Origin of the sequence: Bradyrhizobium sp. STM 3557, assembly GCF_045571465.1 — a bacterium.
Lineage (GTDB): Bacteria > Pseudomonadota > Alphaproteobacteria > Rhizobiales > Xanthobacteraceae > Bradyrhizobium.
Genome location: NZ_CP120697.1, coordinates 7182037 through 7208707, shown reverse-complemented (window position 1 = coordinate 7208707; position 26671 = coordinate 7182037). Strand labels below are relative to the sequence as shown.

The 26671-nt window shown below is 63.4% G+C and carries 17 protein-coding genes, 1 tRNA gene and 1 pseudogene; 13 read left to right on the top strand and 6 right to left on the bottom strand.

Annotated features, from left to right (window positions below; all coding sequences use genetic code 11):
- Positions 1-144 precede the first annotated feature (144 nt).
- Positions 145-2103 (bottom strand): AsmA family protein, encoded by a 1959-nt coding sequence (locus P6U24_RS33330; RefSeq protein ID WP_407160676.1) that lies wholly within the window; start codon positions 2101-2103, stop codon positions 145-147.
- Positions 2104-2437: 334 nt separating this feature from the next.
- Here P6U24_RS33330 and P6U24_RS33325 point away from each other — a divergent pair, with 334 nt between their 5' ends.
- From P6U24_RS33325 to P6U24_RS33310, 4 genes are all read left to right on the top strand, one after another.
- Positions 2438-3175, top strand: a complete 738-nt coding sequence (locus P6U24_RS33325; RefSeq protein WP_407156636.1) for a CoA transferase subunit A — start codon at positions 2438-2440, stop codon at positions 3173-3175.
- Positions 3175-3825, top strand: coding sequence for a 3-oxoacid CoA-transferase subunit B (locus tag P6U24_RS33320; protein WP_407156635.1), 651 nt, complete (start codon positions 3175-3177; stop codon positions 3823-3825). Before P6U24_RS33325 ends, P6U24_RS33320 begins: the two co-directional genes overlap by 1 nt.
- A gap of 322 nt (positions 3826-4147) precedes the next feature.
- Positions 4148-5179, top strand: a complete 1032-nt coding sequence (locus P6U24_RS33315) for a GlxA family transcriptional regulator (protein ID WP_407156634.1) — start codon at positions 4148-4150, stop codon at positions 5177-5179.
- A gap of 107 nt (positions 5180-5286) precedes the next feature.
- Positions 5287-5820, top strand: coding sequence for a 4-oxalocrotonate tautomerase family protein (locus P6U24_RS33310; RefSeq protein WP_407156633.1), 534 nt, complete (start codon positions 5287-5289; stop codon positions 5818-5820).
- Between the two features lie 40 nt (positions 5821-5860).
- On the opposite strand, the gene P6U24_RS33305 is transcribed toward P6U24_RS33310, so the two are convergent.
- Positions 5861-6745 carry an SUMF1/EgtB/PvdO family nonheme iron enzyme gene (locus tag P6U24_RS33305; RefSeq protein ID WP_407156632.1) on the bottom strand — a complete coding sequence of 295 codons (885 nt, stop codon included), beginning with the start codon at positions 6743-6745 and terminating at the stop codon, positions 5861-5863.
- A 197-nt stretch (positions 6746-6942) separates the two neighbouring features.
- Entirely contained in the window at positions 6943-8028 is a 1086-nt protein-coding gene (gene nirK / locus P6U24_RS33300) for a copper-containing nitrite reductase (protein ID WP_407156631.1), read from the bottom strand.
- Positions 8029-8266: 238 nt separating this feature from the next.
- Between nirK and hemN the strand changes: the two genes are divergently transcribed.
- Entirely contained in the window at positions 8267-9619 is a 1353-nt protein-coding gene (hemN, locus tag P6U24_RS33295; RefSeq protein ID WP_407156630.1) for an oxygen-independent coproporphyrinogen III oxidase, read from the top strand.
- Between the two features lie 215 nt (positions 9620-9834).
- Complete coding sequence (locus P6U24_RS33290; protein ID WP_407156629.1) at positions 9835-10650, top strand: hypothetical protein; 816 nt, start codon at positions 9835-9837, stop codon at positions 10648-10650.
- A gap of 139 nt (positions 10651-10789) precedes the next feature.
- Here P6U24_RS33290 and P6U24_RS33285 read toward each other — a convergent pair whose 3' ends face one another.
- Positions 10790-11743: a helix-turn-helix domain-containing protein gene (locus P6U24_RS33285; protein WP_407156628.1), complete on the bottom strand. Its 954-nt coding sequence runs from the start codon at positions 11741-11743 to the stop codon at positions 10790-10792.
- 205 nt (positions 11744-11948) lie between these two features.
- On the opposite strand from P6U24_RS33285, the gene P6U24_RS33280 reads away from it, so the two are divergent.
- The 3 genes and pseudogenes from P6U24_RS33280 to P6U24_RS33270 all read left to right on the top strand — a co-directional run bounded on the left by P6U24_RS33280 (position 11949) and on the right by P6U24_RS33270 (position 15194).
- Positions 11949-12983 (top strand): carbon-nitrogen hydrolase family protein, encoded by a 1035-nt coding sequence (locus tag P6U24_RS33280; RefSeq protein ID WP_407156627.1) that lies wholly within the window; start codon positions 11949-11951, stop codon positions 12981-12983.
- An 11-nt stretch (positions 12984-12994) separates the two neighbouring features.
- On the top strand, positions 12995-14026 hold the full coding sequence (locus tag P6U24_RS33275; protein WP_407156626.1) for a phenylacetaldoxime dehydratase family protein: 1032 nt from the start codon (positions 12995-12997) through the stop codon (positions 14024-14026).
- 195 nt (positions 14027-14221) lie between these two features.
- Positions 14222-15194: pseudogene (locus P6U24_RS33270) on the top strand (NnrS family protein).
- On the opposite strand, the gene P6U24_RS33265 reads toward P6U24_RS33270, so the two are convergent.
- Positions 15186-17927: a sensor histidine kinase gene (locus P6U24_RS33265; RefSeq protein WP_407156625.1), complete on the bottom strand. Its 2742-nt coding sequence runs from the start codon at positions 17925-17927 to the stop codon at positions 15186-15188. The pseudogene P6U24_RS33270 and the gene P6U24_RS33265 sit on opposite strands and share 9 nt — an antisense overlap.
- Before the next feature lie 416 nt (positions 17928-18343).
- Between P6U24_RS33265 and P6U24_RS33260 the strand changes: the two genes are divergently transcribed.
- The 4 genes from P6U24_RS33260 to P6U24_RS33245 all read left to right on the top strand — a co-directional run bounded on the left by P6U24_RS33260 (position 18344) and on the right by P6U24_RS33245 (position 26143).
- Positions 18344-18724 (top strand): phasin, encoded by a 381-nt coding sequence (locus tag P6U24_RS33260; protein WP_407156624.1) that lies wholly within the window; start codon positions 18344-18346, stop codon positions 18722-18724.
- A 247-nt stretch (positions 18725-18971) separates the two neighbouring features.
- On the top strand, positions 18972-19400 hold the full coding sequence (locus P6U24_RS33255; protein ID WP_407156623.1) for a phasin: 429 nt from the start codon (positions 18972-18974) through the stop codon (positions 19398-19400).
- 219 nt (positions 19401-19619) lie between these two features.
- Positions 19620-19696 (top strand) — tRNA-His (locus P6U24_RS33250).
- 564 nt (positions 19697-20260) lie between these two features.
- Positions 20261-26143, top strand: a complete 5883-nt coding sequence (locus P6U24_RS33245) for an AAA family ATPase (RefSeq protein ID WP_407156622.1) — start codon at positions 20261-20263, stop codon at positions 26141-26143.
- Here P6U24_RS33245 and P6U24_RS33240 read toward each other — a convergent pair.
- Entirely contained in the window at positions 26138-26530 is a 393-nt protein-coding gene (locus P6U24_RS33240) for a response regulator transcription factor (protein WP_407156621.1), read from the bottom strand. The two genes, P6U24_RS33245 and P6U24_RS33240, sit on opposite strands and share 6 nt — an antisense overlap.
- Positions 26531-26671 lie beyond the last annotated feature (141 nt).

The following is a 26671-nucleotide window of genomic DNA, read 5'->3' as shown; positions in this document are numbered from 1 at the left end:
ATTTCACGCGTGTCTCTCCCTGTTGGCCGATCATTGTCCGACCGGTTTGAGGTCGGGACAGTAGCGCAGGGAACTGGGCCGATCTAGCAGGATATTCTACGAAATAGGTCGTGTGGACTGCGTCGTCGCGCCGCGCCGCGTTGGTTAATTCGGCTTGTTCTGGTCGCTCGCGGACGGCGTCTCGCTCGGGGTCGGCGTCGGGCTCTCCTGCGGCGTCGGCGCCGGCTTCAAGCCCCCGGTGAAGCGCTCGAGCACCGAGCGCACCGCGTCGCGGGTCTTTTTGTCCTTGACGGCGTCGAGCAGCGGCGCTGCCGCCGGGGCGCGGCGGATCAGGCTTTCCGGGTCGGGAAAGATCAAGGGATCCTCCCACGGCCCCTGCACCACGAAGGGCAGCTCGAACGTGCTGCCGCCATTGGCGGCCTGCGGCAGGCTGGCGACGCCTTTGAAATCATATTCGCGCGTCGGCACCGAGGCGGTGCCGGTCATGGTGATACGTGCCGTCGGCCCCTCGACGCGGATGTCGTCGGCGGTGGCGACGCCGTCGGAGAATTTCACTGCAACGGTGAGGTTTTCGTAAGGCGTCGAGCCGGAGCGGAAATTACCGCTGCCGGACAGCGGGCGCCGCTCCAGCCGCTTGAGCAGTTGCTCGACATTGAAGCCGGAGATCGCGCCGTCATGGCCGTTCAACGTGGCAGTGCCGTCAAGCGACTGCGCCAAGCCGAACGGGCTCGAGCCCGATGCGGTCAGCGAGACGTTGAGATTGCCGCGGCCTGAGAGCGAGGAGACGCCGAACAGCTCGCCGGCGCAGGCCTGCAGGTCGACATCGGTGAATTGCAGCTCGGCCTTGACGTCGGCCACGGTGTCGGCGCGCGCAACGCCGAACGAGCCGCGCACGATGCCGCCATACATCTGCGCCTCGCCGACCGAGAGCGCCAGCACGCCGTTGCGCAAGTTGGCGCCGAACGCGGTGCGGCCGAGCCTGGAGGAGCCGATCGTGACCCTGGCCGCCGACAGGCGCATGTCGAGATCCGTGGTCGACAGCGCCTTGAGGTCGAACATCTGCCGATTCCAGTCGCGCGCGCCGTTGGCGAGCAGGCGGAAGGTCGAGATGTAGGGCGTGAAATCGAGCGCATCGGCCGCAAGCGTCGCCTGCAAGGTCTGGCGGCCGTTATTGGTGTAGGTCATCACGCCCTCGGCGGCGTTGCCGTCGAGTTCGACATTGACGTTGGTCAGCGCGATCGAGGCTCCGACGACATTGGCGCGCGCGCGCAGCGCGAAGCGGCCGAAGCCGCCGGCACCGAGCGGGGTCTGTCCTGTCCAGCGCAGCGCCTCGCGCAATGACGGACTGTCGACGGTGACTGTGCCTTCCATCACGGCGCTGGTGCGGTTGGCGACGGTACCATCGAAAGCGAGCTTCAGCGGCGGGCTCGCCAGCCGCATCTTCAGCCCCGAGCGGTCGCCGGACAGCGCCGCGAGGAAGTCGCTGACGCTGACCGAGCCCTCGATGCGCTGGCCGCGCCAGTCGAACTGTCCAGTGGCGGCGAAGGAGCGCGAGATCGAGGGCCAGGCGAGCGAGAGGTCGATGTCGTCGAGCTTCTCGGCGGCCTGTGTGCCGGTATCCTCGAAGGCAAGGATGCCGTCCTGGATCCGGATCTCCGAGAACGACATCTGGTTCTCGGCGCCGGGGCGCATGGTCCGTGCGATGGTCTGGATGAAAGGCGTCCAGTTGCTGACGCCGTCGGCTGCGCGCACGACGTTGATCTGCGGCCGCAACATCATCACGTCGGCGATTTCGAAGCGCTGCAAGAGCAGCGGCAGCAGGCGCAGATTGGCGGTCAGCACGTCGACGCGCAGCGCAGGGTCCGCGGTGCCGCCGCCCTTCAGGCCGACATCGTGAAAGGACACATAGCTGCCGGGAAACACCGAGACGTCGATATTGCCTTTGACGACGAGATCGAGCCCGGTCACGGTGCGGATCTGGGCCTCGATCGCGCTGCGCAGTGCGTCGCGGTTGACGAGCCAGGAACTTGCCACCAGGCCAGCCACGGCCAGCCCAAGCAGCGCCGCGATCGGCGTCCCGAGGCGCCTCATTCCTTGGGCCATGGTCACGGACATATCGTGGATGTCGTTGGGGTCGCTGGTTCCTGAAGACGGGCAGGGTTCGCCGAAATCCCGTGCCAACATCAACAACTTGATGGGTTTTCTTGACGCTTTCAAGGCTGTGCCGCAGGTAGGACGGGATTGCGGCGGCAGCCTATTGTCGCACCGGAACATCCCGGTACGAAGCATCCATGCGCGTGCTTAAAGCGCGCCTTGCGGGCACGCACAAGGGGAAAGCCGCGCCCACGGAGCGCCGCATTGACGCATTGCGAAGATTTCGCCTAATAATCCGATCGCTCTCGGCCGTCAGCCGTTCTTTGCATCAGGTCATTTCCGCATGAACAAGGTCTATCCCGACGCCAAATCGGCCCTCGCCGGCCTGCTCAAGGACGGCATGATGATCATGTCAGGCGGTTTTGGCCTCTGCGGCATCGCCGAGACGCTGTCGGACGCGATTCGCGATTCCGGCGTGAAGAACCTGACCGTGGTGTCCAACAATGCCGGCGTCGACGGCATCGGGCTCAGCCGGCTCCTGGAGACGCATCAGATCAAGAAGATGATCTCGTCCTATGTCGGCGAGAACAAGCTGTTCGCCCAGCAATATCTGGCGGGCGAGCTGGAGCTGGAATTCTGTCCGCAGGGAACCCTCGCCGAGCGCATTCGCGCGGGCGGCGCCGGCATCCCGGCCTTCTACACCAAGACCGGCGTCGGCACGCTGGTGGCTGAAGGCAAGGAGATCAAGGAATTCGACGGCGAGAAATACCTGATGGAGCGCGGCCTGTTCGCCGATCTCGCCATCGTCCACGCCTGGAAGGGCGATACCGCCGGAAATCTCGTCTATCGAAAGACCGCGCGCAACTTCAATCCGATGATGGCGACCGCGGCCAAGATCACGGTGGCCGAGGTCGAGCATCTGGTGCCGGCGGGCGAGATCGACCCCGATCACATCCACACGCCCGGCATCTTCGTGAAGCGCATCGTCGAGGTCGGAACGGCGCTCAAGCGCATCGAGCAGCGCACCACGCGCAAGCGCGAGACCGCGGCTGCGCCTGCCGGAACGGGAGAGGAAGTCTGATGGCCTGGACCAGAGAGCAGATGGCCGCGCGCGCGGCGAAAGAGTTGCGCGACGGCTTCTACGTCAATCTCGGCATCGGCATCCCGACGCTGGTCTCGAACTTCATCCCGCCGGGTGTCGACGTCGCGCTGCAGAGCGAGAACGGCATGCTCGGCATGGGGCCTTTCCCCTATGAAGGCGAGGAGGATCCCGACCTCATCAATGCCGGCAAGCAGACCGTCACCGAGCTGCCGATCACCAGCTACTTCTCGTCGGCGGATTCGTTCGGCATGGTGCGCGGCGGCCATATCGATCTGTCCATCCTTGGCGCCATGCAGGTGGCCCAGAACGGCGATCTCGCCAACTGGATGATCCCCGGCAAGATGGTGAAGGGCATGGGCGGCGCGATGGATCTCGTCGCCGGCGTCAAGCGCGTCGTGGTGGTGATGGAGCACAGCGCCAAGGACGGCCCGAAGCTGCTGAAGAAGTGCACGCTGCCTTTGACCGGCGAGCGTGTCGTCGACATGGTGGTGACGGATCTCGCCGTGTTCACCATCGACAAGCACGGCAATGACGGCATGGCGCTGATCGAGCTGGCCGACGGCGTCACGCTCGACGAGGTGAAGGCCAAGACCGAGGCCGAATTCCGCGTCGCGTTGAAGAACACCTAAGCCCGGCCGAATGTTGTTTCGGGGGATGTGGATCGAACCCCGAACGTCCATTCCGCAACGCGCCTCCTCACGCATTTCGACCTGACGCAGGATCGCCGCGCGGCTTTCCTGCGCACAGGCGCATCGTGGCTGCGCGGCCGCTGCGCTTGCAAGTGGGCGCATCTCCCGAATTTGCAGACGTAGAACCTCCCTCGCAAAAATGCTCGCCGACGCTGACGCAGCTCGGCGGGTCCGCGATCATGTCATTCCTGATCGCTTGCCGACGACGTCCATGTGGTGGCAGTATTGCCTCGTACGGTGCAAGATCGGACATCAGGGCCAGATGCAGCGGATCAGGATTTGGGTCTATGACGGCATTCTGGCCTCCAGCGTCGCCGGCGTGATCGACGTGTTCATGGCCGCCAATGCCGTGTGGGCCGAAAGAAACGGCCGCGGCAAGGCGCCACCGCTGCAGTGGCGGATCGAGTCGCTGGATGGCAAGCCGGTGCAAACGGCATCGGGCCAGCTCGTGAGTGCCGATGCCCCGATCAATGCGAGAGCCGCCGCGGATGCGATCGTCGTGCCGGGGCCGTTCGTCGTCGACCTCGAACGCTTCTTCGCACGAACGGACATATTGAAGCCGCTATGCGCCGCGCTACGCCGCCAGCATGAACGCGGTACGCTGCTGGCCTCCTATTGCACCGGCAGTTTCATTCTGGCCGAGGCGGGCTTGCTCGACGGTGGAGTGGCCACCACGCATTGGGCCAGGGCCAAGATTTTTGCCAAGCGCTACCCGGATATCGACTTGCGCGTGTCGGAGATCTTGACCGAGCAGAACAACATTCTCTGCAGCGCTGCCGTCACCACCTCGCTCAATCTCGCTTTGCGCATCGTCGAGAAGTTCGTGGGCCGGCAGATCGCGGAGGATATCGGGCGGATCATGCTGATCGACAGCAATCGTGTGCCGCAATCGTCTTACGCGATCATGCCGGAGGAGGCTGGGCATTCGGATGCGCTGGTCGCGCGGGCCCAGCGCTTCATGGAGAAATCGCTGCGGCAGGGATTCAACCTGGCCGAACTGGCGCGTCATTTGTCCGTCAGCGAGCGTACGCTTAACCGACGCTTCAAGCTGGCGGTCGGCGTGGCGCCGCTGCAGTACCTGCAGACTTTGCGTGTCGACGTCGCCAAACGGCTGTTGCAGCAGGGGCGACTGACCGTGGATGCGGTCGGCGAGCGGGTCGGCTATCGTGATCTCTCCACGTTTCGCCGGCTGTTCAGGCGCCAGACCGGGCTTTCGCCGCGCGATTACCAGCGCCGGTTCTTGCACCGGACCAGGCTCGGCGGCGTATCCGATGCAGGCCGAGCCGCCGGCTGAGCGCGCAGGGGCTGTCCGATTTTCCTCGAAAAGTGGCGATACTGCCACTGCCGACCTGACAATGCCGCGCTTACACCTTCTCGCGTCAACTAACCGAGAGGTCAGCCATGCCGATGATCGACGTCATCATTCCCGAAGGTGCGCTCGAGCCCGAAGCCGAGGAGCGGCTGCTCAAGGAGCTCGGCGACATCCTGATCGGGCACGAGGGCTTCAGTCCCGACAACAAGGTCGCGCAAAGCGTCACGGTCATATTCCTGCATCGACCGGCAGCCGTCTTCGTTGCGGGCGCGCGTTCGGCGAAGCCGCGCTATCGCATCGTTCCGACCGTGCCTGAAGGTCAATATACCGAAGCCTCGCGGGCGGCGCTGGTCAAAGACGTGACGGAGGCCGTAGTGCGCGCGGAAGGCGGCAGCTACGAGGACGTTGCGCCCCGGGTATGGGTATTTCCGAGCGAGATCCCTGATGGCCAGTGGGGGAGTCGCGGCGTGATCCGCACGCTGCCGGAGATTCAGGCCTTCATTGCCGGTGAGCATGAGCGGTCAGTTGGAGTGCAGCGTCTCGCCAGGCGCAGGCGCGTCAAGGCGTTGCAGATCCTCGAAGGCGCGCTCGACGCCGCCCGCAACGGCTTGGCGGCGGATTAGACGGGAGCGATCGCCGACCGGGATGGATCAGTTCCTGCTGCTACAATTGAGCGAACGATAGGGACTTCCCGATCTTGCGCGCGATCCTGCCCTTCCAGGATGGCTGTTCGCGCACCAGGCGAAAGCCGAGATTGGCCGGCGGCGCGCCGCTGGCGCAGCCGCCGGCGCGCGCATCGCGGATGAAGTCGGTGACGTAGGCGCGATGCGCTCCCTCGGCGAGGCGGACGCCGCAATTGGGCCTGGTCCTGATGATGGTCCCGGTCTCATCCAGCTCGCTGCGGTCGAAGCAGGTCGAGGTCCATTCCCAGACATTGCCGGCGAGATCGGCGACGCCGTTCTCATTGACGCCGAACGCGCCGAAGCTGCGGGTGGCGCTGTCGGCCTCGGTCGCGGTTTCGCGCTCGTAGCGCGCGATCCAGCGTCGCGAAGGATCATCGGCGTCGGCTGCAAGCCCGTCATCGCGGAGTCTGCTGCCGGCGGCGAAAGCCCATTCGACATCGCTCGGAAGCCGATAGGTCTCGCCGGTCCGCTGCGACAGCCAGGCCGCATAGGCGGTGGCGTCGTGCCAGCTCACCTGCACAGCAGGACGGTCGAGCGCCACCGCGACATCGCTCTGCAGCGGCCGGCAGGCGCGATCCTCGACACAGGCCTGATAGTCGGCCGCACTGACCTGGTGCCTCATGATGGCAAGCGGTCGCTCGAGATGCGTGGTGAGGAGCCGCGGCGTCGCCGGACGCCCGGCGCGGGTGAAGTCGCCGGCCGGCCGATAGGTGAAACTGCGCGGAGCGAGTTCGATCAGCGCCGGCGCACCGGCCACATCGCTCGGCCCGGTGGCGATGCCGCCGACCAGAGGAGTCATCGCCAGCGGACCGGCCAGACCGGCCGCACAGGCGAGCGCGAGCTTGAACTTGAAGGCGAGCAGCATGGTGCTCTCCGACTGAAGGGAAACGCGGGCTGATGTAACGGATCGGGGTGTTTGCGGTCGTCGGCCGCAGCGTCCCGATGCAAGATCGCATGGAGGCGTCGCGGCTGACGACAGAAGGCAGGAAGGGCGGGTGCGGCGAAGCCGAAAGCAGGAATAGCAATTCGCCGCACGCGTAGCTATGGGGCGCGATCGCGCCGTCAGTTGGTCGGAATCTCCGCGGGTGCCTTCACCTGCGTCATCAGGTCGTCATTCCACTTGCCTTCGACCTTGAAATGCGCGGTGGCACCGAGATCGGCCGCCTCGATCAGGTTATGCGTGACATAGGCGTAGATGCCGGGCTGCAGGAATTTGTACAGCGCGGCCCCCGCCGACCCGCCACGGATGAACCAGGTCTCCAGTCCGGTTTCCGGCGGGTTGGAGAACTTGCCGGTCTCCCAGACATAGTCGCCATGGCCGCCGATCAGATGCGGGCGGCTGTCGCGATTGGCCTGCGAGTGCACGATCAGCACGTTGTCTCCGACATTGGCGGTCAGCGCGTTCTTACCGGTGAGCGCGCCGACCTTGCCGTTGAACACGACATGGGTCGGGATCAGCTTGCGCATCACCTCCTCGGTGTCGGCATAGGCTTCGCCGGGCGAGTCGTAGGGCTTGAAATTGCCCTTCTCGTCGCGCGGCACGTAAAGGTCCTGCTCGCCGATATAGTAGACCTTATCATAGCGCAGCGCGTGCCCATGGCCGTCGTTCAGCCCGTCGCGCGGCAGCACCATCACGGCGCCGTTCATGCCGGACACGACATGCCAGGGGATCATCGGGCCGCCCGGTGCGCAATGATTGACGAACACGCCGGTGCGCGTTGCCTTCCAGCGCAGCACCACCTGCTCGCCGGGATTGATCAGGGTCAGGCCGCCGCCACCGAGCGCACCGGTCGCCGCGTGGAAATCGATGTTGTGCGGCATGGTGTTGCTGGCGGGATTAACCAGGGTCACCTCGACATAGTCACCCTCGTGCACGACCATCAGCGGTCCCGGCATCGAGCCGTTGAAGGTCATGGCCTGGAAGGTGGTGCCCTTCTCGTCGATTACCATCTTCTTCTCCTGGATCACGAGCTTGAACTCCATGATCTTCGGACCCTGCTTGGTGGCCTGCTCGTGCGGATGCACGAAGGGCGGCGCGACCAGCTCGACCTTCTGGCGCGGCAGCTTGAGATCCTCAGCAATCGCGGGCGTCGCCAGCATCATGGCTGCGACGGCTGCGCTGATCATGACGGCCCTGCGGGTAAACATGTGATGCTTCTCGATGTGAGATTTGTATCCCGTCGCAATCATCATGCACGCATCCAGGGCAAGCATGTTTGCGCTGCAACAAGCTTTCGGCGGTTTGAGCGCGTGCGTTCTGCTGGCCAACCTTCCGGACAATCGGGAGTTTGATCGAGCGCAAGGTGCTCGCGGCCAATTGCGAGTAGTTGGCATCACGGCGCATCGCGATGGGCGCCTGTTTCGATCTTTAAGGGCAGGTTCGAGGATGAGAGCAGATCTGGCGGCCGTTTACGGGCAGGAGCGGCTTCCGCGCTACACCAGCTATCCCACCGCGCCGCATTTCTCGGCCGCCGTCCAGCCCGCCAGCTATGCCGCGTGGCTGAAGGCGATACCGGAACAGGCGACCGCATCGCTATACCTTCATGTGCCGTTCTGCCGGTCGATGTGCTGGTACTGCGGCTGCAACACCATGGTGGCCAAGCGCGATGAGCCGATCGCCGTCTATCAGTCGGCGCTGCGCTGCGAGGTCGAGATGGTATCACGCCAGATCGGGCGCAGGCTCGCGGTCGGGCACATCCATTTCGGCGGCGGCACGCCGACCATCATGGCGCCCGAGGCGTTCGTCGACCTGATCGGCGCCCTGCGCCACGCCTGCTCCGTGCAGCCCACCGCGGAGATCGCGATCGAGATCGATCCGCGCACGCTGACCGCTGACATGATCGGGGCGCTCGGGCGCTCCGGCGTCAATCGCGCAAGCCTCGGCGTGCAGAGTTTCGATCCCGTGGTCCAGCAGGCGATCAATCGTGTGCAGAGCTTCGAGCAGACCGGGGCGGCGACGACCGGGCTGCGAGGGGCGGGAGTCGGTGGCATCAACTTCGATCTGATCTACGGGCTGCCGCATCAGACCGTGGCCTCATGCCTCGAGACCGTGCGGTGCAGCCTCGAGCTGCGCCCGGAGCGCTTCTCGGTGTTCGGCTATGCGCATGTGCCGGCGTTCAAGCCGCACCAGCGCAAGATCAACGAGCTGTCGCTGCCGGACAGCCTGGAACGTTATGATCAGGCCTGCGCGATCGGCAATGCGCTGAAGCAGGCCGGTTACGTCCAGATCGGGCTGGATCATTTCGCGCTTCCTGATGACGCGATGGCGATCGCTTTCCGTCAGGGGCGCCTGCACCGGAATTTCCAGGGCTACACCACCGACAGCAACGAGGTGCTGATCGGCCTTGGCGCCTCGGCCATCGGGCAGTTGCCGCAAGGTTACGTCCAGAACGAGGTGCAGGTCCGCGCCTATTCGCAGGCGATCGCGGCCGGTCGGTTCGCCACCGTGAAGGGCTATGCCCTGACCGACGACGACCGGCTGCGCGCTGATATCATCGAACGCATCATGTGCGACTATGGCGTCGATCTCGAGGCCGTCTGCAAGCGCCATGGCGCGAGGCCGGAGCAGATGCTCCGATCGGCGCCGCGGCTGCAGGCGCTGATCTCCGACGGCGTGGTCGAGCTCAATGGTGCCTCGCTTGCGGTCCGCGAAGGCTCGCGATTCCTGGTGCGCAGCGTCGCCGCCGCCTTCGATGCGCATCTCGATGCGGCGCAACGGCTGCACAGCCGCGCGGTGTAGGCCTACCTAATAAGTCTCTGTTACTCGCGGCGGAGCCGTCGAACCATCAAGTTGCAACGTAACCCTGACCTATCGTGCGCGCGCAATGGCAGTGTTTATAGCGATAGCTATCTCAACTCGGTTTCGGCTTGTCGAGCACAACTGACCGGTTTATTCTAATCGGTGGTTTTTAATTATTTGTTGAAAGCTCCATCCATAATAGGGAGGCCGCAATTATGGCCAGCTCGCCCGTTGGAAGCAAACCCTTTGGTCAAGCCCGGCTAATGCCTAATGGCAGCAGGTCCGCAGGCGTGACCGTCGACCATGTGAAGTCGATTTTTCCTACGTATTCTCAGAACAACGTAAAAAACGGGTACGAAATAATTGAAGCTGAATTTGAGCGACAGGTGAATCGGCTTGCGGTGAACGGGACAAAACTGACGGGCGACCAGGTTGAATCTCTACGCCATTTTACTTATGCGACCGTTCGTGCGGAGAATGACAAGTTTCTTCCAAAGTACGATGAGACGTCTAATCAGTCGAATACCTCATCACCTGGAAGTGCAAACATGACGCTATTCAAGTACGAGTACTTGAATCCAGGAGATTTCGTCAAAGTACCTTACAACAAGTACTACAGACGCTCGCTCGGAAATGAGTCGCTTTATGATGCGCAGACGTACCATGGTCGGGGTTACGTTCAGCTCACCGGCAAGGAAAATTATTCCCACTATGGTGCGCAGGCCGGAATACCTGGTCTGGTTGAAAATCCTGATCTTGCATCTTCGCCGAACAACGCTGCGAAACTCCTTGTTGCTTACATATTGGATAAGCGGAACCGGCAAAAGATATTAGATGCCCTCGCAGATGATCAACTCAGCGAAGCGCGCCGCGCCGTAAACGGAGGTCTCAACGGACTGAATCAGTTCAGACGCGCTTACAAGACTTTAAAAAGCGAGTACGTGAAACAGCTCGAGGGCATTGACCCGGGCCTGCGCGACAGAGTTCAACGGCAAATAGTCAATTCCGATAGCCATGTGCCTCCAGCCTGAGGTCCTGAAACAGCGTTGGCTCTCAGTTGATTTCGTAGATCTGGAGATGCATGGGTTGCGAATAAGGAGCCGCGCGCTCTGCAAGATCACCATCGTGTTCTTGCGGTCGGCAGGTCTGGCCCGAAATCCGCGCGATGTGCTAATGCGCGAGCTTGCTCTGCCGCCATTCCCGCGGCGAGGCGCCGTAGTGCTCGCGGAACGCCCGTCCAAAATGGGAGAGGTCGTTGAAACCCCAAGCAAAGGCGATCTCGCCAACCTGGCGGTGCGCCAGCATGGGCGAGGCGAGATCGCGCGCGCATTGTGCAAGCCGCTCCTTCAGCACGTGGCGCTGGAACGAGACCTCCTCGTCCGAAAGAAGATCGTTGATATAGCGCGGCGAGATGCCGAGCGCCGCGGCGGTGTCGGCAAGGCACAGCTCAGGATCGGCAAGATGCGCGCGGATATGGGCTTTGAGCCGGTAGAGCAGCGCTGCGCGATGGGTCGAGGCGGAAGGCCGCGCGGGCAGGCGCTCGGCGAGCGCCATCGCAACCAGGTCCACCGCCTGTTCGGACAGGCGCGTCGCCTGCTCGGGTGCGATGCTGTCTGCGCTTTCGCAAAGCCGATAGACAAAATCATACGCGAGCTTTGACAGCGGACGGTCAGGGCCGAAGCTGACGGCGGTCAGGGCCTCGGTGCCGCAGATGCAGCGGTGAAGCATGTCGCGCGGCACCTGCAGGATCGTTTGCGTGAAGGCGTGCTCGAAGCGCAGCTCGTAAGGACGTGTAGTGTCGTAGATCGCGAATTCGCCGGGGTGGATCACCGTCTCCCGGCCATCCTGTTCGACGCTGCCGCTCCCATGCTTGCCGAGCGCAATCAACACGAACTCCTCATGCGCACGCCCAATCCGCGCCGGCGTGCGGTAGACCCGCTGTTCGCACGATGACACCTCCGAGCAGGCAGCCCGGCCCAGTGCAGTGCGGCTCACTTCGCCGCGGAAGTTGCTGCCGAGCGAGGAGGTGCAATCGAGCCCGACATAGACATCGCAGACGATGTCCTGCCAGAGCGCCAGGCGACGGTATCCCGGCGTGGCATCGGTGGTGAAATGGATCGGCATCGCGCCTCCTTTCACATCGGCCAAAGGCAATATCCGTACCGCGCTTCTCACGCGCGCGGTGCCAGTGCCGCCGCGGTCGAATTCTTGTTCCGAGCCAGACGAGCGTCACGGCCCGACCTCCGGCAAAACAGACTGCAACGGACGCCGGCTCCGATCAACGGGAAACCGCCCGGCGCAACGGGCCGGCAAGCATGGAGGATAGCCGATGGGCATTTCGCATCCCAAGTACAAGGTGGCCGTGGTGCAGGCAGCACCGGCCTTTCTCGATCTCGACGGCTCCATCAAGAAGGCCATTGCGCTGATCGCGGAGGCGGCCGAGAAAGGTGCAAAGCTGATCGCCTTTCCAGAAGTGTTCATCCCCGGCTATCCCTGGCACATCTGGCTGGACTCGCCCGCCTGGGCGATCGGCCGCGGCTTTGTGCAGCGCTACTTCGATAATTCGCTCGCCTATGACAGCCCGCAGGCCGAGCAGCTGCGTTTGGCGGTCAAGAAGGCCAAGCTGACGGCCGTGATCGGTTTGTCCGAGCGCGACGGCGGCAGCCTCTATATCGCGCAATGGCTGATCGGGCCTGACGGCGAGACTATCGGCAAGCGGCGCAAGCTGCGCCCGACCCATGCCGAGCGCACGGTCTATGGCGAGGGCGACGGCAGTGATCTCGCCGTGCATGACCGGCCCGACATCGGTCGGCTCGGGGCCTTGTGCTGTTGGGAGCATCTGCAGCCGCTCTCCAAATACGCCATGTATGCCCAGAACGAGCAGGTTCATGTGGCCTCATGGCCGAGCTTTTCGCTCTACGATCCCTTTGCGCCGGCGCTCGGCGCGGAGGTGAACAACGCGGCCTCCCGCGTCTATGCCGTTGAGGGCTCCTGCTTCGTGCTGGCGCCTTGTGCCACGGTCTCCCAGGCCATGATCGACGAACTGTGCGACCGGCCGGACAAGCATGCGCTGCTACATGCCGGCGGCGGACATGCCGCGATCTATGGACCCGACGGCAGCTCGCTCGCGGAGAAGCTGGCTCCGGACGCGGAGGGCCTGCTGGTGGCCGAGATCGATCTCGGTGCCATCGGCGTCGCCAAGAACGCGGCTGATCCGGCCGGTCATTATTCAAGGCCCGACGTGACGCGGCTGCTCCTCAACAAGACACGGCTGAAGCGGGTCGAGCCGTTCGCGCTGCCGCTCGATGCGGTCACGCCGGACGAGGCTGAACCGTCGCAAGCGAAGTCCACCCAGGCCGCGTGAGGAGCCATGCCATGGAATCCGCTATTCCAGAGCATCTGAAGACCACCCGCTCACGCCATCGCCGCATTCCCGATGACTACGTCCCGCCATATCCGTCCTTCGTGGCGCGGCACAAGCCGAAGGTCGCCCGCGTCGTGATGGCCTATTTCGGCCTGCAATATCAGGGCGAGGCGCCGCCCGCCGCGGCAAGTGCGCTCGGCGACATCGCCGCGCGATTTGCGGATGCGCAGGGGCCGGCGCATTGGGACCGTGCGCAGTATTTCGATCAGGCCGGCTATTCGAACGTGGTCTCGGTCGCCTATTGGGACGATGCGGCCAAATTCGATACCTGGTTCGATGCCGCGCGCGAAGCTTGGACGGGCCGCGCGAACGGGATCGGGCGCTACATCGAGGTGCTGCGGCCGGCTGTGGCGCGTTACGAGACCCTGTTCTCCTCGCCAGACCGCGCCGAAGGTGTTGCTGTCATGGCGGAAGGCATGAGCGGCGAGGTGCAGGAGCACGCTTATTGGGGCGGCATGCGAGATCGCATTCCGCTGTCGCAAACCGACGAGATGGCGCCGGGCGGCAAGCCGGCACTCGAGCGCGACGGCTCGCGTTTGCGCATCGTCCCGCATGACAATCTCTGCCTGATCCGCTCCGGACAGGATTGGAGTGACACCGACGCGGCGGAGCGAAAACTCTATCTCGAGGAGGTCGAGCCGGTACTCCGCGAAGGCATGGACTTCCTGCGCGACGATGGCGTTCGGATCGGCTGCTATACCAATCGCTACATGCGCGTGCTCGGTGCCGACGGGAGCCCGACCGAAAAATCATACGGGCAGAGCTGGTGGCACAGCCTCGCCGCACTGGAGCGCTGGGCGGAATCGCACCCGACCCATGTCAGGATATTCGGGGCGGCGATGAAATACCTGTCGACGCTCGGGCCTGCGGCCAAGCTCAGGCTCTATCACGAGGTGACGGTGGCGGCTGCGGCTGAACAGTTCTTTGAATACCGCGACTGTCACGCGAGAACGGGAATGCTGGCGGCCGTGGCTGTCGACTGATCAAGGTCTGGCACGATGTGCGGCGGCGACTGTCCGCTATGGTAATCATTGATCGACCGGCCACGTCTTTCTCGGCGCGCGATGCAGCGGAACATTGCGCTAGCACAACCCGGCACCGGTCAGGTCGCACTACATCATGGGCAACATCTGACCGGCGAGAGCTGGCCGGTTCCCGAGAACTTAACGAGCGATGCAATGAATCCTCCACATCCGCGCCGCCAGCATGGCTGGACCATCCTGGCGAACGGCTTTCGTCCGTTCTTCCTGCTGGGAGCGATCCAGGCCGGGCTATCGATCCTGGTGTGGCTGCCGGTGTTCCATGGCGAGCTCAGCCTGACCTCGGCCTTTGCGCCGCGAGACTGGCACGTGCATGAAATGCTCTATGGTTACCTGCCGGCCATCATCACCGGCTTCCTGTTCACCGCGATCCCGAACTGGACCGGACGGCTGCCGCTCCCGGGTCTGCCGCTGCTGACCCTGGTGATCGCCTGGCTCGCCGGGCGACTGGCGGTGACCTTTGCTGCTGATCGCGCTGATCGGCGGCCGCATCACGCCGAGCTTCACCCGCAATTGGCTGGTGAAGGAGAATCCCGGCCGGCTGCCGATCCCCTTCGGCCGTTTCGACATCATCGTCATTCTGTTCAGCGCGCTGAGCCTGCCCGCTTGGATCGCAGCGCCCGGCAGCGCTTATACGGGCATGGCCCTGGCGCTTGCGGGCCTGCTGCATGTCGTGCGGCTGGCGCGCTGGGCCGGTGACCGCACGCTGCGCGAGCGCCTGCTCGTGATCCTGCATGTCGGCTACGCCTTCGTGCCGCTCGGTTTTCTGATCAATGCCGCTGCGGCGTTCGGTTTGGTGTTGCCGAGTGCCGGCGTCCATGCCTGGATGGTGGGTGCTGCCGGCATAATGACGCTCGCGGTGATGACGCGCGCCGCGCTCGGCCACACCGGCCGGCGCCTCACGGCTTCCGTCGCGACGCAGGTGATCTATGCCGGCATCATCATCTTGGCGCTCAGCCGGGTGGCGGCGATGCTCGCGCCCGATCAAAGCGACGCGCTGCTGCATATCGCCGCCTCCGCCTGGGTCGTCGCCTTCTTCGGTTATGCGCTGGCCTATGGCCCGCTGCTGCTCAGCCTTAGGGTTCGGGCGCTGGCCGTGCGCTCAGCCTAACCCTTGATTGCGCGCCAGCGCGCGCGAGAACACCACCTCCATCAAGGTGCCGGATCTCGGCGCCGCCTTGATGTGGAATTGCGCGCGGTTGGCCTCGACCAGCGCCTTCGTCAGCGACAGGCTGACGCCGGCGCTGTCGGCCGCCTGCTCGGAAGGCGCGTGCGAGCGGAACGGCTCCAGCGCCGCCGCGACCTCCTGATCATTGAGGCCATGGCCGGTATCGCGCAGGCGCAGCACCACCTCGCCGAAATCGGACATCGCCGTGGAGACGATGACCTGGCCGCCGGGATTGGCAAGCGCGATCGAGGTCGAGATCAGGTTCAGCGTGATCTGGCGCAGCGCGCGCGCGTCCGCCACCACCGACGGCAGCCCATGCGACAGCGAGCTGCGGATGATGATGCGCGCGCGATTGGCATGCGGCTGCATCATCGCGACGCAGCTTTCGACCAGCTCGTTGAGGTTCTGGTTGCTGAAGGCGAGGTCGAGCTTGCCGGTCTCGATGCGCGAGAGCTCGAGCAGGTCGTTGATCAGCGCGATCACCCGCTCGCCCGAAGAGCGGATGTCCTTCATGTAGTCGACATAGCGCTCGTTGCCGAGATTGCCGAAGCGCTCGCCGATCATCACCTCGGCAAAGCCGATGATGGCGTTCAGCGGCGCGCGCACCTCGTGGCTGATCCGCGCCAGCATGTCGGCCTTGGCATTGGCGGCACGGTCGGCGAGCCGCCGCGCCTGCAACAGCTCGCTTTCGCCGCGCCTCGTCTGCGACAGGTCGCGGAACACCGCGAAGAAGTTCGGCCCGTCGGGTCGCGTGCGCCCGATCGTGATCGAGAGCGGAATGAGGCCGCCCTGGCTGACCCGTCCCAGCACCTCGCGGCCCTGGTCCAGCACGCTGGCTGCGCCGGATTCCCTGACGCTTTCCAGATAGTCGAGCACGAGCCGCGTGCTCTCGGTCGCGAACAGCTCGATCAGATTGCGGCGGACCAGCGCCGCGCCGTCATAGCCGAACAGCGCCTCGGCGCTACGATTGCAGGCGTGGATGTTGCCGCCGGCATCGAACATCAGGATGCCCTCGGCGGTGACGTCGAGGATGGCGCCAAGGTCCTCGGCGTCGGCGCGGCCCGGCGGCGGCGCAATCACGAGCGGCGGTGCGGCCGGTGGCGCCGGCGCTGCGCCGAGGGGCGCGGGTGCCGGCGAGGCCAAAGGCGCGGTCTCGCTGGTCGCGTCGGTGCGCGGCGTGAAGATCAGCGCGTGTGCGGTGTCGCCATCCCAGCTGATCGTGAACAGGCGCGCAGCAGCCGAGCAGCCTGCGTTCGACGAGCCCTCCGCGGTGGTGATCATCACCGGCGTGCCGGCTTCGGAGCTGCCGGACGACGACGGCACGCCCGGCTCGACATAGAGCGCATCGAGCCCGCCGGCCTGCTCCAGCGCGGCAAGGTTCGGATAGCCCATCTGCGACAGGAAGGCGTCGTTGGCATAGAGCAGCCGGTCGAGCCGGTAGATCAGGACGCCGCCCGGCAACAGGTCGAGCACGATCCGGTCGCGCTGGCTTTCGCCCTGCGGCGGCGGCGCTTCCGGCGCGAGCCAGTCTGGCGGCGGCTGCACCGCGCCATCGTCCATCGCAGGATGCTCGTCTGGTTCGCGGCGCGGCGGCTCGCAAGGTGGCTCGGTCACGGACGGCATGTGCGTGGTCTCGACCCCCGCAATCGGTTCGGCTTGCGCCTCGCGGAAATCGCCTTCGAGCCGTGCCGACAATTGCCGTGCGAGTTCATGAAAGGCACTGTTCTCCACCGGCGTCAGCGCCGGAAACTTGATCTCGCCCGGGGAGCGAAACGGCACGACATTCCCGGACGTCTCGGCACCGGAGCTGCCCTCGGAATGATCCGGCTCGGGTGGCTCGGTCGCGTTCCGCCCGGCCGCCTCGTGCTGCGGGCCCTCGGGCATAGTGTCCGCGTCCGGCGTATCTGGGGCGCCGGTGTGGTCCGATTGGAGAGCGTCGGCAGTTGTCGACGCGGCCGGCTCGTTCCCAGCGTGCATGTCATCGGGTGCGGGCTGCGGCGGCGGCTGAGTGCCCTCCGGCCGCACCCATGCGATCAGGCCGAGCTGATCGCCGCTGCCGACGCGATAGAGCGTGATCCTGCCGAGATCGAGCTGCGCTTCGGCCTGGCCATCGGCCAGTGCGCTGTCGCGTGCCTGCGTCAGGCGCGGGTCGGTGAGATCGCGCGCACCGAGCAGGCGCCGTCCGCAGAGGCTGGCGCCGGCCAGCACGCCGTCAGCGGTGAAGGCGATCAGCGGCGCCTCGCTGTCGTCGACGAGGCGCTGCAGCCGCTCCGCCAGCGGCATCGTGCGCAGGCCGGTATCGGTGGTGGTGATCAGCACGCCATGGCTGCCATCGGGAAGATCGAGCCGGGAGCAGCCGCAGGTCGAGAGCGTGCCGAGCGGGGCGCCGAAGCCGCGCAGCCGCTCCAGCCGCACCGCGCCGTTCTCGGGCAGCCGCGGCGCAAGCTGCGCGACCTGGCGGCGGTGGCTATCGGCCGGCCCAAAACTTCGTCCCGCCAGCGCAATGCCGCTCGCCGCGCCGAAAGCCTTGGCACCGAGCGGATTGGCCCACAGCACCCGGCTGCCATCCGCCGCCCACAGCCATGCCGGCAGCGCGCCCGCCGCATGGACGGCGAGCCGCGGATCGCTGAAGCCTTGCAAGCTGAAGCCCTGCAATTGGAAACCGGTCTCACTCATGGGGGCGGTCGAACAGCGGCGCATTCCGATCTGGGCTGCGACCATCCCCGAGGGAATGGCAGCCATAACAAGCCGTTAGTAAAGCCCGTTTCCGGGTCTTCGGTCCACTTTCGGACCGCCGAAGGCCGGCTTTAGGCTTGGATAACCTCAATGTGTCCGGCATCCGCCCGCATGGATGCAATGCCGCAGCCTCCGCTCAGAAGTTGCATGTTGCAAAATCGCCGTTGGCAGGTTCACCATGCGTGAGCGCCGATGACGCAGCGCGTCATACCGGTGCAGCCATCGGGGGGTAATCTGAAAGTGCTCCCGAGGACATCCGCGCGGGGAAGCGGCTGCCCTGGGAACGACAAGAGCGGCCGGCTTAGGCGCAATTGTGCCAAGCGGCAAGTCGAGGAAAACGCCACAGGAGTGGGACCATGAACGAGAACGGGCGCGGATTCGAAATCCCCAAGGAAGTGCGGTCGATGGCAGAGGCGGGCTTCGAGCAGGCGCGCCGGACCTTTGAGAAATTCCTCACCAGCGCGCACGAGACGGCAGGCTCGCTGGAGGAGCGCGGCGCCACCGTGCGCGCCGGTGCCAAGGACATCGGCTCCAAGGTGATGGCCTTTGCTGAGAAGAACGTCCAGGCCTCGCTGGATTATGCCCAGTCGCTGGTGCACGCCAAGGACCTGCCCGAGGTGATGCGGCTGCACGGCGAGTTCGTCCAGTCCCAGATGCGGGCGCTGGCCGAGCAGGCGAGCGAGATGGGACAGGTCGTCAGCAAGGCGGCCATGGACGCCGCGAAACCCAAATCCTGAACCTCCCGCGTGGCCGCGCGCCCCGGAACCCATGACGGGTGCGCCGGCCCTGCGTCTGCAGCAAAATAATTCCCTTGGGTTCCGCGGCAATGCAATGAAGTGCATTCGCATTGCACAAAATTGCCACTATACAACTCTACGAGAGGTTGCTCTCAGGGGCGCTCTCCTCTGCGTGATCCGAAATGCGACGTATCAGGCCACGATGCCGGGGCCTGGCCAGACCAACCGTTTCCAAGGATGCATGCCAATGACCAACGACCCGTTCTCTGCCTCCATTATTCCGTTTGAAGTTCCCGAGCAGGTCCGCGCCTTCGCCGAGAAGGGCGTTTCCCAGTGCCGCGACAGCTACGCCAAGTTCAAGGACGCCGCCGAGAGCCACAACAGCGCGATCGAGGCTTTCTTCATCAACGCCAGCAAGGGTGCCAGCGAGTACTCCACCAAGGTGACGGAGTTCCTGAAGGCCAACACCACGGCGAACCTGGACTTCGCCCAGGAGCTGCTCGGCATCAAGTCGCCGGCCGAGGCGCTCGAGCTGTGGACCGGCTTTGCCCGCAAGCAGATCGAGACCTACACCGCCCAGACCAAGGAGCTCGGCGAGCTCGTCCAGAAGGTCGCCAGCGAGACGGTCGAGCCGATCAAGGCCAACGCCTCCAAGCTGTTCAAGACCGCGGCCTGATCGCTCTTGACCGCCTCGGAGACGTGACGGCGGTCATCGCGCGGTCTTGCAAGAGATAAGACAAGCCCGGGTCGCAAGCCCGGGCTTTGCGCCTGTAAAGACTGTCGAAAAATACCCCTTCGCGGCAGGGGACTTTGCACCGTCTTGGCCTTGCCAAAGCCGCGCGCAAATCCTAGTTTCCGGCCCGTTCGGCCCCCCTTCGCGGCGGCCCATCCGGATGCAGTTGTAGCTCAGTTGGTTAGAGCGCCTGTCTGTGGAACAGGAGGTCGGTGGTTCGAGCCCACCCAACTGTACCAGCAAAATCAATCATTTAATCTGATGCCGATAGATTGGCGGCTTAGGCTAGCTACCATCTAGCAACCACGGCGGTCCAAGAGACTGCGGCTCGACAATCAACCTGCGTCCCACAGTTCGCGATCCGTCGAGCCGCTTGCCGGTGCATCATCGCTCAAGCCCGCCGAAGGTCGTACTGGCATCGTCTACTGCGACGGAAGACTTCGGCTAAGCGGCTCACGACCCGCAGCGTAGGGTCGAACCAATCTCCCCACAATGAGACGTGGACCATCCCGCTATCGCTCGGAATGGTTCGATAGAGCGTAGTCGTCTGCCTTTGCCCCTCAGATGGGTGCCGGCGGCGCAAAGCTAACGGAAGAGCATGTTCGCCCACGCTGGCTACGGTGCTGAGCATGGCGTCATTTCCGTCGCACCATGCCAGCTTTGTCACAATCCTGCCCTCCTCAGTATTTGGAGTGATTATATTCGTGCAATGGCGCACTCGAGCGTAGCCAAAGCCGAGCATGGGCGCACGAAGAGCTTGATCAACCGACTTCAAGCTGACGCCCGGCGCCGGAGTCTGGCAGATGGTGCAGCAGTCGCTGAACCTGGCGTACTCGGACGGTAGCTCACAGGTGTTGTGGGAGGACGGCGAGCGCGTGTTCAGCCGTGGCTGGCGACTGGATGACCATGGCAACCGGCTAGCCGTACTGCTTGTGGCCCTAGGCGCCGACCACCCGTCCCGGTCAAGACTCGATCGCCTCACGCACGAATACGAGCTCAAAGATGAGCTCGACGGGGCATGGGCGGCGCGGCCGCTGGCCCTCATGCACGAGGACGGTCGGACCGTGCTGGTGCTCGATGACCCGGGCGGCGAGCCGCTTGATCGTTTTCTCTGTGGGCCTATGGAGATAGGACGCTTCTTGCGCCTGGCTATCGCTATCACCTCGGCTCTAGGCAAGCTTCATCAACGCGGGCTTATCCACAAAGACATCAAGCCAGCTAATATTCTGGTGGATTGCGCGGATGGACACGTGCGGCTCACCGGGTTTGGCATCGCGTCGCGCCTGTCCCGCGAGCGGCAGGCGCCTGAGCCGCCCGAGACCATCGCGGGTACTCTTGCCTACATGGCACCCGAACAAACCGGGCGGATGAACCGCTCGGTCGACGCGCGCAGCGATCTCTACGCCCTCGGCGTCACGCTGTACCAGATGCTCACGGGATGTCTGCCGTTCACCGCGTCCGAACCAATGGAATGGGTGCACTGCCATATTGCCAGGAAGCCGATGCCGCCCGGCGAGCGGTTGAAGAATATCCCGCCCCCGGTCGCGGCCATCATAATGAAGCTGCTCGCCAAGACCGCCGAGGGGCGTTACCAGACCGCAGCCGGCGTCGAGCGCGATCTGCGGCGCTGCATCGTCGAATGGAAAGCCCGGCAGGTCATCGGCGATTTCCCGCTCGGCGAACAGGACACGCCCGACCGGCTGCTGATCCCCGAGAAGCTCTACGGTCGGACACGCGAGGTCGAGACTTTGCTCGCTGCCTTCGATCGCATGGTCAAGAGCGGCGCTCCGGAGCTGGTGCTGGTCTCCGGCTATGCCGGCATCGGCAAGTCCTCCGTCGTCAATGAACTGCACAAGGCGCTGGTGCCTCCGCGCGGGCTCTTCGCCGCAGGCAAGTTCGACCAGTACAAGCATGACATCCCCTATGCGACGCTCGCTCAGGCCTTTCAGAGCCTCGTCCGGCGTCTGCTCGGCAAGAGCGACGCCGAGCTGAGCGGTTGGCGCGATGCCCTTAGGGAAGCGCTGGGCCCCAACGGCATGCTGATGATCGACCTCGTCCCCGAGCTGAAGCTCATCATCGGAGAACAGCTACCCGTCCCGGAACTTCCGCCACAGGACGCGCAGCGGCGTTTCCAGCTGGTGTTTAGGCGGTTCATCGGCGTCTTCGCCCGGCCAGAACATCCACTGGCGCTGTTCCTCGACGATTTGCAGTGGCTCGATGGGGCGACGCTCGACTTGTTGGAGGATTTCCTGACTCAGCCGGACGTGCATCATTTGATGGTGGTCGGCGCATACCGCGATAACGAGGTCGATCCGTCCCACCCGCTGATGCGGAAGCTCGACGCCATCCGAAACGCCGGAGCCTCCATTCACGAGATCAGGCTTGTGCCGCTCGGCCGTGAATACGTGACGCAGTTGGTCGTGGACGCTCTTCACAACGACGCCGAGCGTGCTGCTCCGCTGGCATACCTGGTCCACGAAAAGACGGCCGGCAATCCGTTTTTCGTGATCCAGTTTCTTCACGTGCTCGCGGAGGAGAATTTGCTCGCGCTCGCTCACGACCAGGGGCAATGCGTGTGGGATCTCAATTGCATTCGCGCCAAGGGCTACACTGACAACGTGGTGGACCTCATGGCCGGCAAGCTTAACCGCCTGCCACCCGAAACCCAGATGGCGTTGCAGCAGCTGGCCTGTCTCGGCAACGTCGCCGGGCTCACGATGCTTTCTATTGTTTTGGAGACGTCGGAGGAACAGGTCCACGCCGCCCTATTCGCGGCCGTTCGTCAGGAGTTGGTCGAGCGTATAGCGGGCGCTTACCGGTTCGTCCACGACCGAATCCAGGAAGCCGCCTATTTGCTCATTCCGGAAGCATCACGCGCAGAGGCCCACCTCCGGGTAGGAAGGCTGCTCGCCGCCCGAACTCCTCCAGGGAAGCGAGGGGAGGCGATATTCGAGATCGTCAATCAGCTCAACCGAGGTGCCGCGCTGATCACCGCACTGGACGAGCGCGAGCAACTGGCCGAATTCAACCTGATCGCGGGAGAACGTGCGAAGGCATCCACCGCCTACGCCTCGGCACTCAGGTATTTCGTTGCCGGTGCGGCACTGTTGGCAGGAGACTCGCGGAAGCGCCGGCGTGACCTGATCTTCCAACTGGAGCTGCATCGGGCCGCGTGCGAGTACTTGACGGGCGCACTGACGGACGCGGAGCAACGCTTACAAGCGCTTTCCGTCCACTCCACAGATGCGGTCGAACAAGCGACGGTGGCGTGCTTGCGTATGGATCTGTACGTGACCCTCGATCAGAGCGGCCGCGCGGTCGCCGTTGGTCTTGATTATCTCCGGCATCTGGGCATCGAGTGGTCACCGCATCCGACGGCAGAAGAAGCGTGCCGCGAATACCAGCGGATCTGGTCAACCCTGGGAGATCGCACGATCGAGGCCCTCGTCGAGCTGCCTTTGATGACCGACCCGGCATCCCTCGCGACTCTCGATGTTCTGACTAAACTCGCGCTGCCTGCCTTGTATACGGATGCGAACCTGGCTTGCTTGGCCATCTGTCGAGTTGTCAATCTCAGCCTCGAGAGCGGCAACTGTGAGAGCTCGTGCGTCGTCTATGAATGGCTTGGCGGCATGATCGCCGGACCGCGCTTCGGCGACTACCAGGCCGGATTTCGCTTCGGCCGGCTCGGCTATGACCTGGTCGAACAACGTGGGCTGAAGCGCTTCCAGGCCAGGACCTATATGAACTTTGGAAGTCTCGTCCTACCGTGGACAGCGCACGTCCGAGCTGGCCGTGAACTGCTACGTCGCGCATTTGAGGCTGCGAATCAAAGTGGCGATTTGAATTTTGCGGCGCACTGCTGTAGCCACCTCAACACAAATCTTCTCGCGGCGGGCGATCCACTCGATGAGGTGCAAGGCGAAGCGGAGCGTGGCCTCGCCTTTGCGCAGAAGATGCGGTTCGGTCTTGACATTGACCGCATCAGTACCCAACACGGGCTGATCCGGACTCTCCGGGGACTGACGCCGACATTCGGCTGCTTTGACGATGAGCAGTTTGAGGAGCGTCGGATCGAGCGCCGCTTCTCAGAGAATCCGGACTTGGCGTTTGCCGCGTGCTGGTACTGGGTGCGTAAGCTGCAAGCGCGCTACTTTGCGGGGGACTATGTCGCAGCCGTTGATGCGTCATTGGAGGCACAACGGCTGCTATGGCCATCACATTTTGAAACGGCGGAGTATCACTTCTACGGTGCGCTCTCTCGCGCCGCATCTTGCGCTTCCGCGGCGGCAGATCAACACCAGCAGCATCTTCAGGCTCTCGCTACGCACCACCGACAGCTCGACATCTGGGCGACGAATTGCCCAGAAAATTTCGAGAATCGTGCTGCACTGGTCGCTGCGGAGATCGCGCGAATAGAAGGCCGCCTGCTGGATGCTGAGCGCTTCTACGAAAAGGCCATCCGCTCTGCGCATGAAAACGGATTTGTCCACAATGAGGCGGTCGCCAACGAAGTCGCCGCGCGCTTCTATATGGGACGTGGCTTCGAAAAAATCGCGCGCTCGTACTTGCGGGAGTGCCGGCATTGCTATGTGCGTTGGGGAGCCGACGGCAAGGTACGGCAGCTCGACGAACTCTATCCGCAGCTCTGGGAGGAAAGCCATGCCGGACCGACGAGCACCATCAGGATGCCAGTCGAGCATCTGGATCTCGCTACCATCATCAACGTGTCGCAAAGGCTGGCGGGAGAGATCGTCCTAGAAACGCTGCTCGACACTGTCATTCGCACCGCGATCCAGCATGCCGGGGCCGAGCGCGGCCTCTTGATTCTTTCTCGCGGGGCGGACAATCTGATCGCGGCGGAAGCTAAGACTAATGGCAATGCGATCGTCGTGCATCTGCGGGACAAGTGCCCGGCAGAGGCCGAGCTGCCCGAGTCGGTCCTCCAGTACGTCCTGCGCACGCAAGAGAGTGTGATACTCGACGACGCGCTGGCCCCGAACCCATTTTCCGCCGATCCCTATTTGCGGCAGCATTACGCCCGTTCCATTCTGTGCCTGCCACTGATCAGTCGGGCCAAGCTGATCGGCGTGCTGTACCTCGAAAACAACCTTGTCCCGCGTATCTTCGCGCCGAGCCGGACAACGATCTTGAAGCTGATCGCCTCGCAGGCGGCGATTTCGCTCGAAAATTCGCGGCTCTATCGCGATGTTGCGGATCGCGAAGGGAAGATTCGGCGTTTGGTCGACGCCAACATCATCGGGATCATCACTGCCGACAGCAAAGGTCGAATTCTTGAAGCCAATGACGCGTTTTTACATATCTTAGGATATGATCGTGAGGACTTGGTTTCGGGCCGCGTGCGCTGGACCGAGTTGTCGCCGCCCGAATGGCGCGAGCGCGATATGTTGACTCAGGCAGAACTGAACTCAACCGGGATAGTTCAGCCCTTTGAGAAGGAGTATTTTCGGAAGAACGGCAGCCGCGTTCCTGTGCTTATTGGCGCCGCTCTGCTCAAAGAAGGAGGCGACGAGCGCCTTGCGTTCGTGCTCGATTTGACCAAGCGCAAACGCGCGGAGGAGGCGCTGCGAGCCAGCGAAGCGAAGTTTCGGGCAGCCATGGACGGGATCGCCGGACTCGTTGCGATCATGACTCCAAGCGGCGAACTCGAATCCGTCAACAGCCCACTCACCGAGTATTTCGGCCGGACTGTCGAAGAGCTGAAGAACTGGAGCACAAGCGATGCAGTACATCCGGAAGACCTTCCTCGCGTCCTTGAATCTTATGCGACCTCACTTGCCGCCGGTACCCCGTTCCATCACGAACTACGCCTGAGACGCTTTGACGGCGAATATCGTTGGTTCGAGAATCGCGGCGCCCCGATTCGGGACGAGTCCGGGCTTATTACGCGTTGGTACTGTTTGCTTACCGACATCGAAGATCGCACGCAAGCGCTGGCGCGTTTGCAGCAGATGCAATCAGATTTCGCCCACATGAACCGCGTGAGCGTGATGGGAGAATTGGCAGCCTCGCTCTCTCACGAAATTCTGCATCCGATCGCGACCGCTCGTAATAATGCCCGCGCAGGGATGCGCTTTTTGGAAATGAACCCGCCAAATCTGGATGAGATCAGGGAAGCGCTCGCTTGCGTTGTCAGGGACACGGACCGAGCCAAAGATATCGTCGGACGGATGCGCGATCACATCAAGAAAGCGCCTCTTCGAAAAGAGCATTTTGATCTCAATTCGGCTATTAACGAAGTGATTGTACTGGCGCAGAGCGTGATCCACAGGAATGGCGTCTCGGTCCAGACTCTGCTTGCGGACGGTGTGGTTCCGGTCCTGGGAGATCGCATTCAGCTCCAGCAAGTCTTGCTGAACCTCATTCTGAACGCGGCTGAAGCGATGGGCTCAGTTGAGGAAGGAGCAAGAGAGCTGTTGATCAGCACCGAGCAGGACCAAGCAGGCGCCGTGGTAGCCGTACGCGATTCTGGACCCGGCATTGATGCGCGACATCTTGATCGAGTCTTCGATGCCTTTTACACTACGAAGTCCAGTGGGACAGGGATGGGATTGGCGATATGCCGCTCCATTATCCATGCTCATGGGGGCAAGTTGTGGGTGGAAGCGAACGAACCTCGCGGCGCCGTCTTTCAGTTCACTCTGCCGGCGGACAACGACTCATGAATTGTCCTCAATCGGCGTACCCGGCTGCAGAGCCGAATGCAGGCATCGCTCGAGATGGTCGTCGTCCACTGGTTTGCTGAGGTAGCAAACGATCCCATCCTTTAGAGCCTCATCCCTGACGACCTCATCGGGGTAGGCGGTAACGAGGATCGTCGGAATTGCGTACCCTGCATCGACCAAATGCCTGTGTAGCTCGATTCCGCTCATTCCGGGCATGTGAACGTCGGCGATTAAGCACGTGGTTTCCGGCAAAATGCGTGAAGCCAGGAAATCGGCTCCTGACGGAAACGCCTCGACGGTGTAGCCCATTAGCATTACGAGCTTTCGCATTGACTCGCGATAGAGCTGATCATCATCGACAATGGCTATCAGTGTTCGGTTCAACATTGCCGGTTCCAGGCGCCTTCCTCGCTCCATACACTGGCGGCATGCGCCTGCATGCAATTACCAGTGTCCGGAACATTGCCCAATAATGCAATGACCGCGCCCGTAAGCGATGGCTTAGGCATCCGGCTTTAAGCTTAGGCA

Coding starts and splice junctions, on each gene's coding strand:
- P6U24_RS33240 (WP_407156621.1), bottom strand. CDS start 26,530: ATGTTGAACCGAACACTGATAGCCATTGTCGATGATGATCAGCTCTAT.
- P6U24_RS33280 (WP_407156627.1), top strand. CDS start 11,949: ATGGGCATTTCGCATCCCAAGTACAAGGTGGCCGTGGTGCAGGCAGCA.
- P6U24_RS33315 (WP_407156634.1), top strand. CDS start 4,148: ATGCAGCGGATCAGGATTTGGGTCTATGACGGCATTCTGGCCTCCAGC.
- nirK (WP_407156631.1), bottom strand. CDS start 8,028: ATGTTTACCCGCAGGGCCGTCATGATCAGCGCAGCCGTCGCAGCCATG.
- P6U24_RS33275 (WP_407156626.1), top strand. CDS start 12,995: ATGGAATCCGCTATTCCAGAGCATCTGAAGACCACCCGCTCACGCCAT.
- P6U24_RS33305 (WP_407156632.1), bottom strand. CDS start 6,745: ATGCTGCTCGCCTTCAAGTTCAAGCTCGCGCTCGCCTGTGCGGCCGGT.
- P6U24_RS33260 (WP_407156624.1), top strand. CDS start 18,344: ATGAACGAGAACGGGCGCGGATTCGAAATCCCCAAGGAAGTGCGGTCG.
- P6U24_RS33285 (WP_407156628.1), bottom strand. CDS start 11,743: ATGCCGATCCATTTCACCACCGATGCCACGCCGGGATACCGTCGCCTG.
- P6U24_RS33245 (WP_407156622.1), top strand. CDS start 20,261: ATGGTGCAGCAGTCGCTGAACCTGGCGTACTCGGACGGTAGCTCACAG.
- hemN (WP_407156630.1), top strand. CDS start 8,267: ATGAGAGCAGATCTGGCGGCCGTTTACGGGCAGGAGCGGCTTCCGCGC.
- P6U24_RS33290 (WP_407156629.1), top strand. CDS start 9,835: ATGGCCAGCTCGCCCGTTGGAAGCAAACCCTTTGGTCAAGCCCGGCTA.
- P6U24_RS33265 (WP_407156625.1), bottom strand. CDS start 17,927: ATGAGTGAGACCGGTTTCCAATTGCAGGGCTTCAGCTTGCAAGGCTTC.
- P6U24_RS33255 (WP_407156623.1), top strand. CDS start 18,972: ATGACCAACGACCCGTTCTCTGCCTCCATTATTCCGTTTGAAGTTCCC.
- P6U24_RS33330 (WP_407160676.1), bottom strand. CDS start 2,103: ATGGCCCAAGGAATGAGGCGCCTCGGGACGCCGATCGCGGCGCTGCTT.
- P6U24_RS33325 (WP_407156636.1), top strand. CDS start 2,438: ATGAACAAGGTCTATCCCGACGCCAAATCGGCCCTCGCCGGCCTGCTC.
- P6U24_RS33320 (WP_407156635.1), top strand. CDS start 3,175: ATGGCCTGGACCAGAGAGCAGATGGCCGCGCGCGCGGCGAAAGAGTTG.
- P6U24_RS33310 (WP_407156633.1), top strand. CDS start 5,287: ATGCCGATGATCGACGTCATCATTCCCGAAGGTGCGCTCGAGCCCGAA.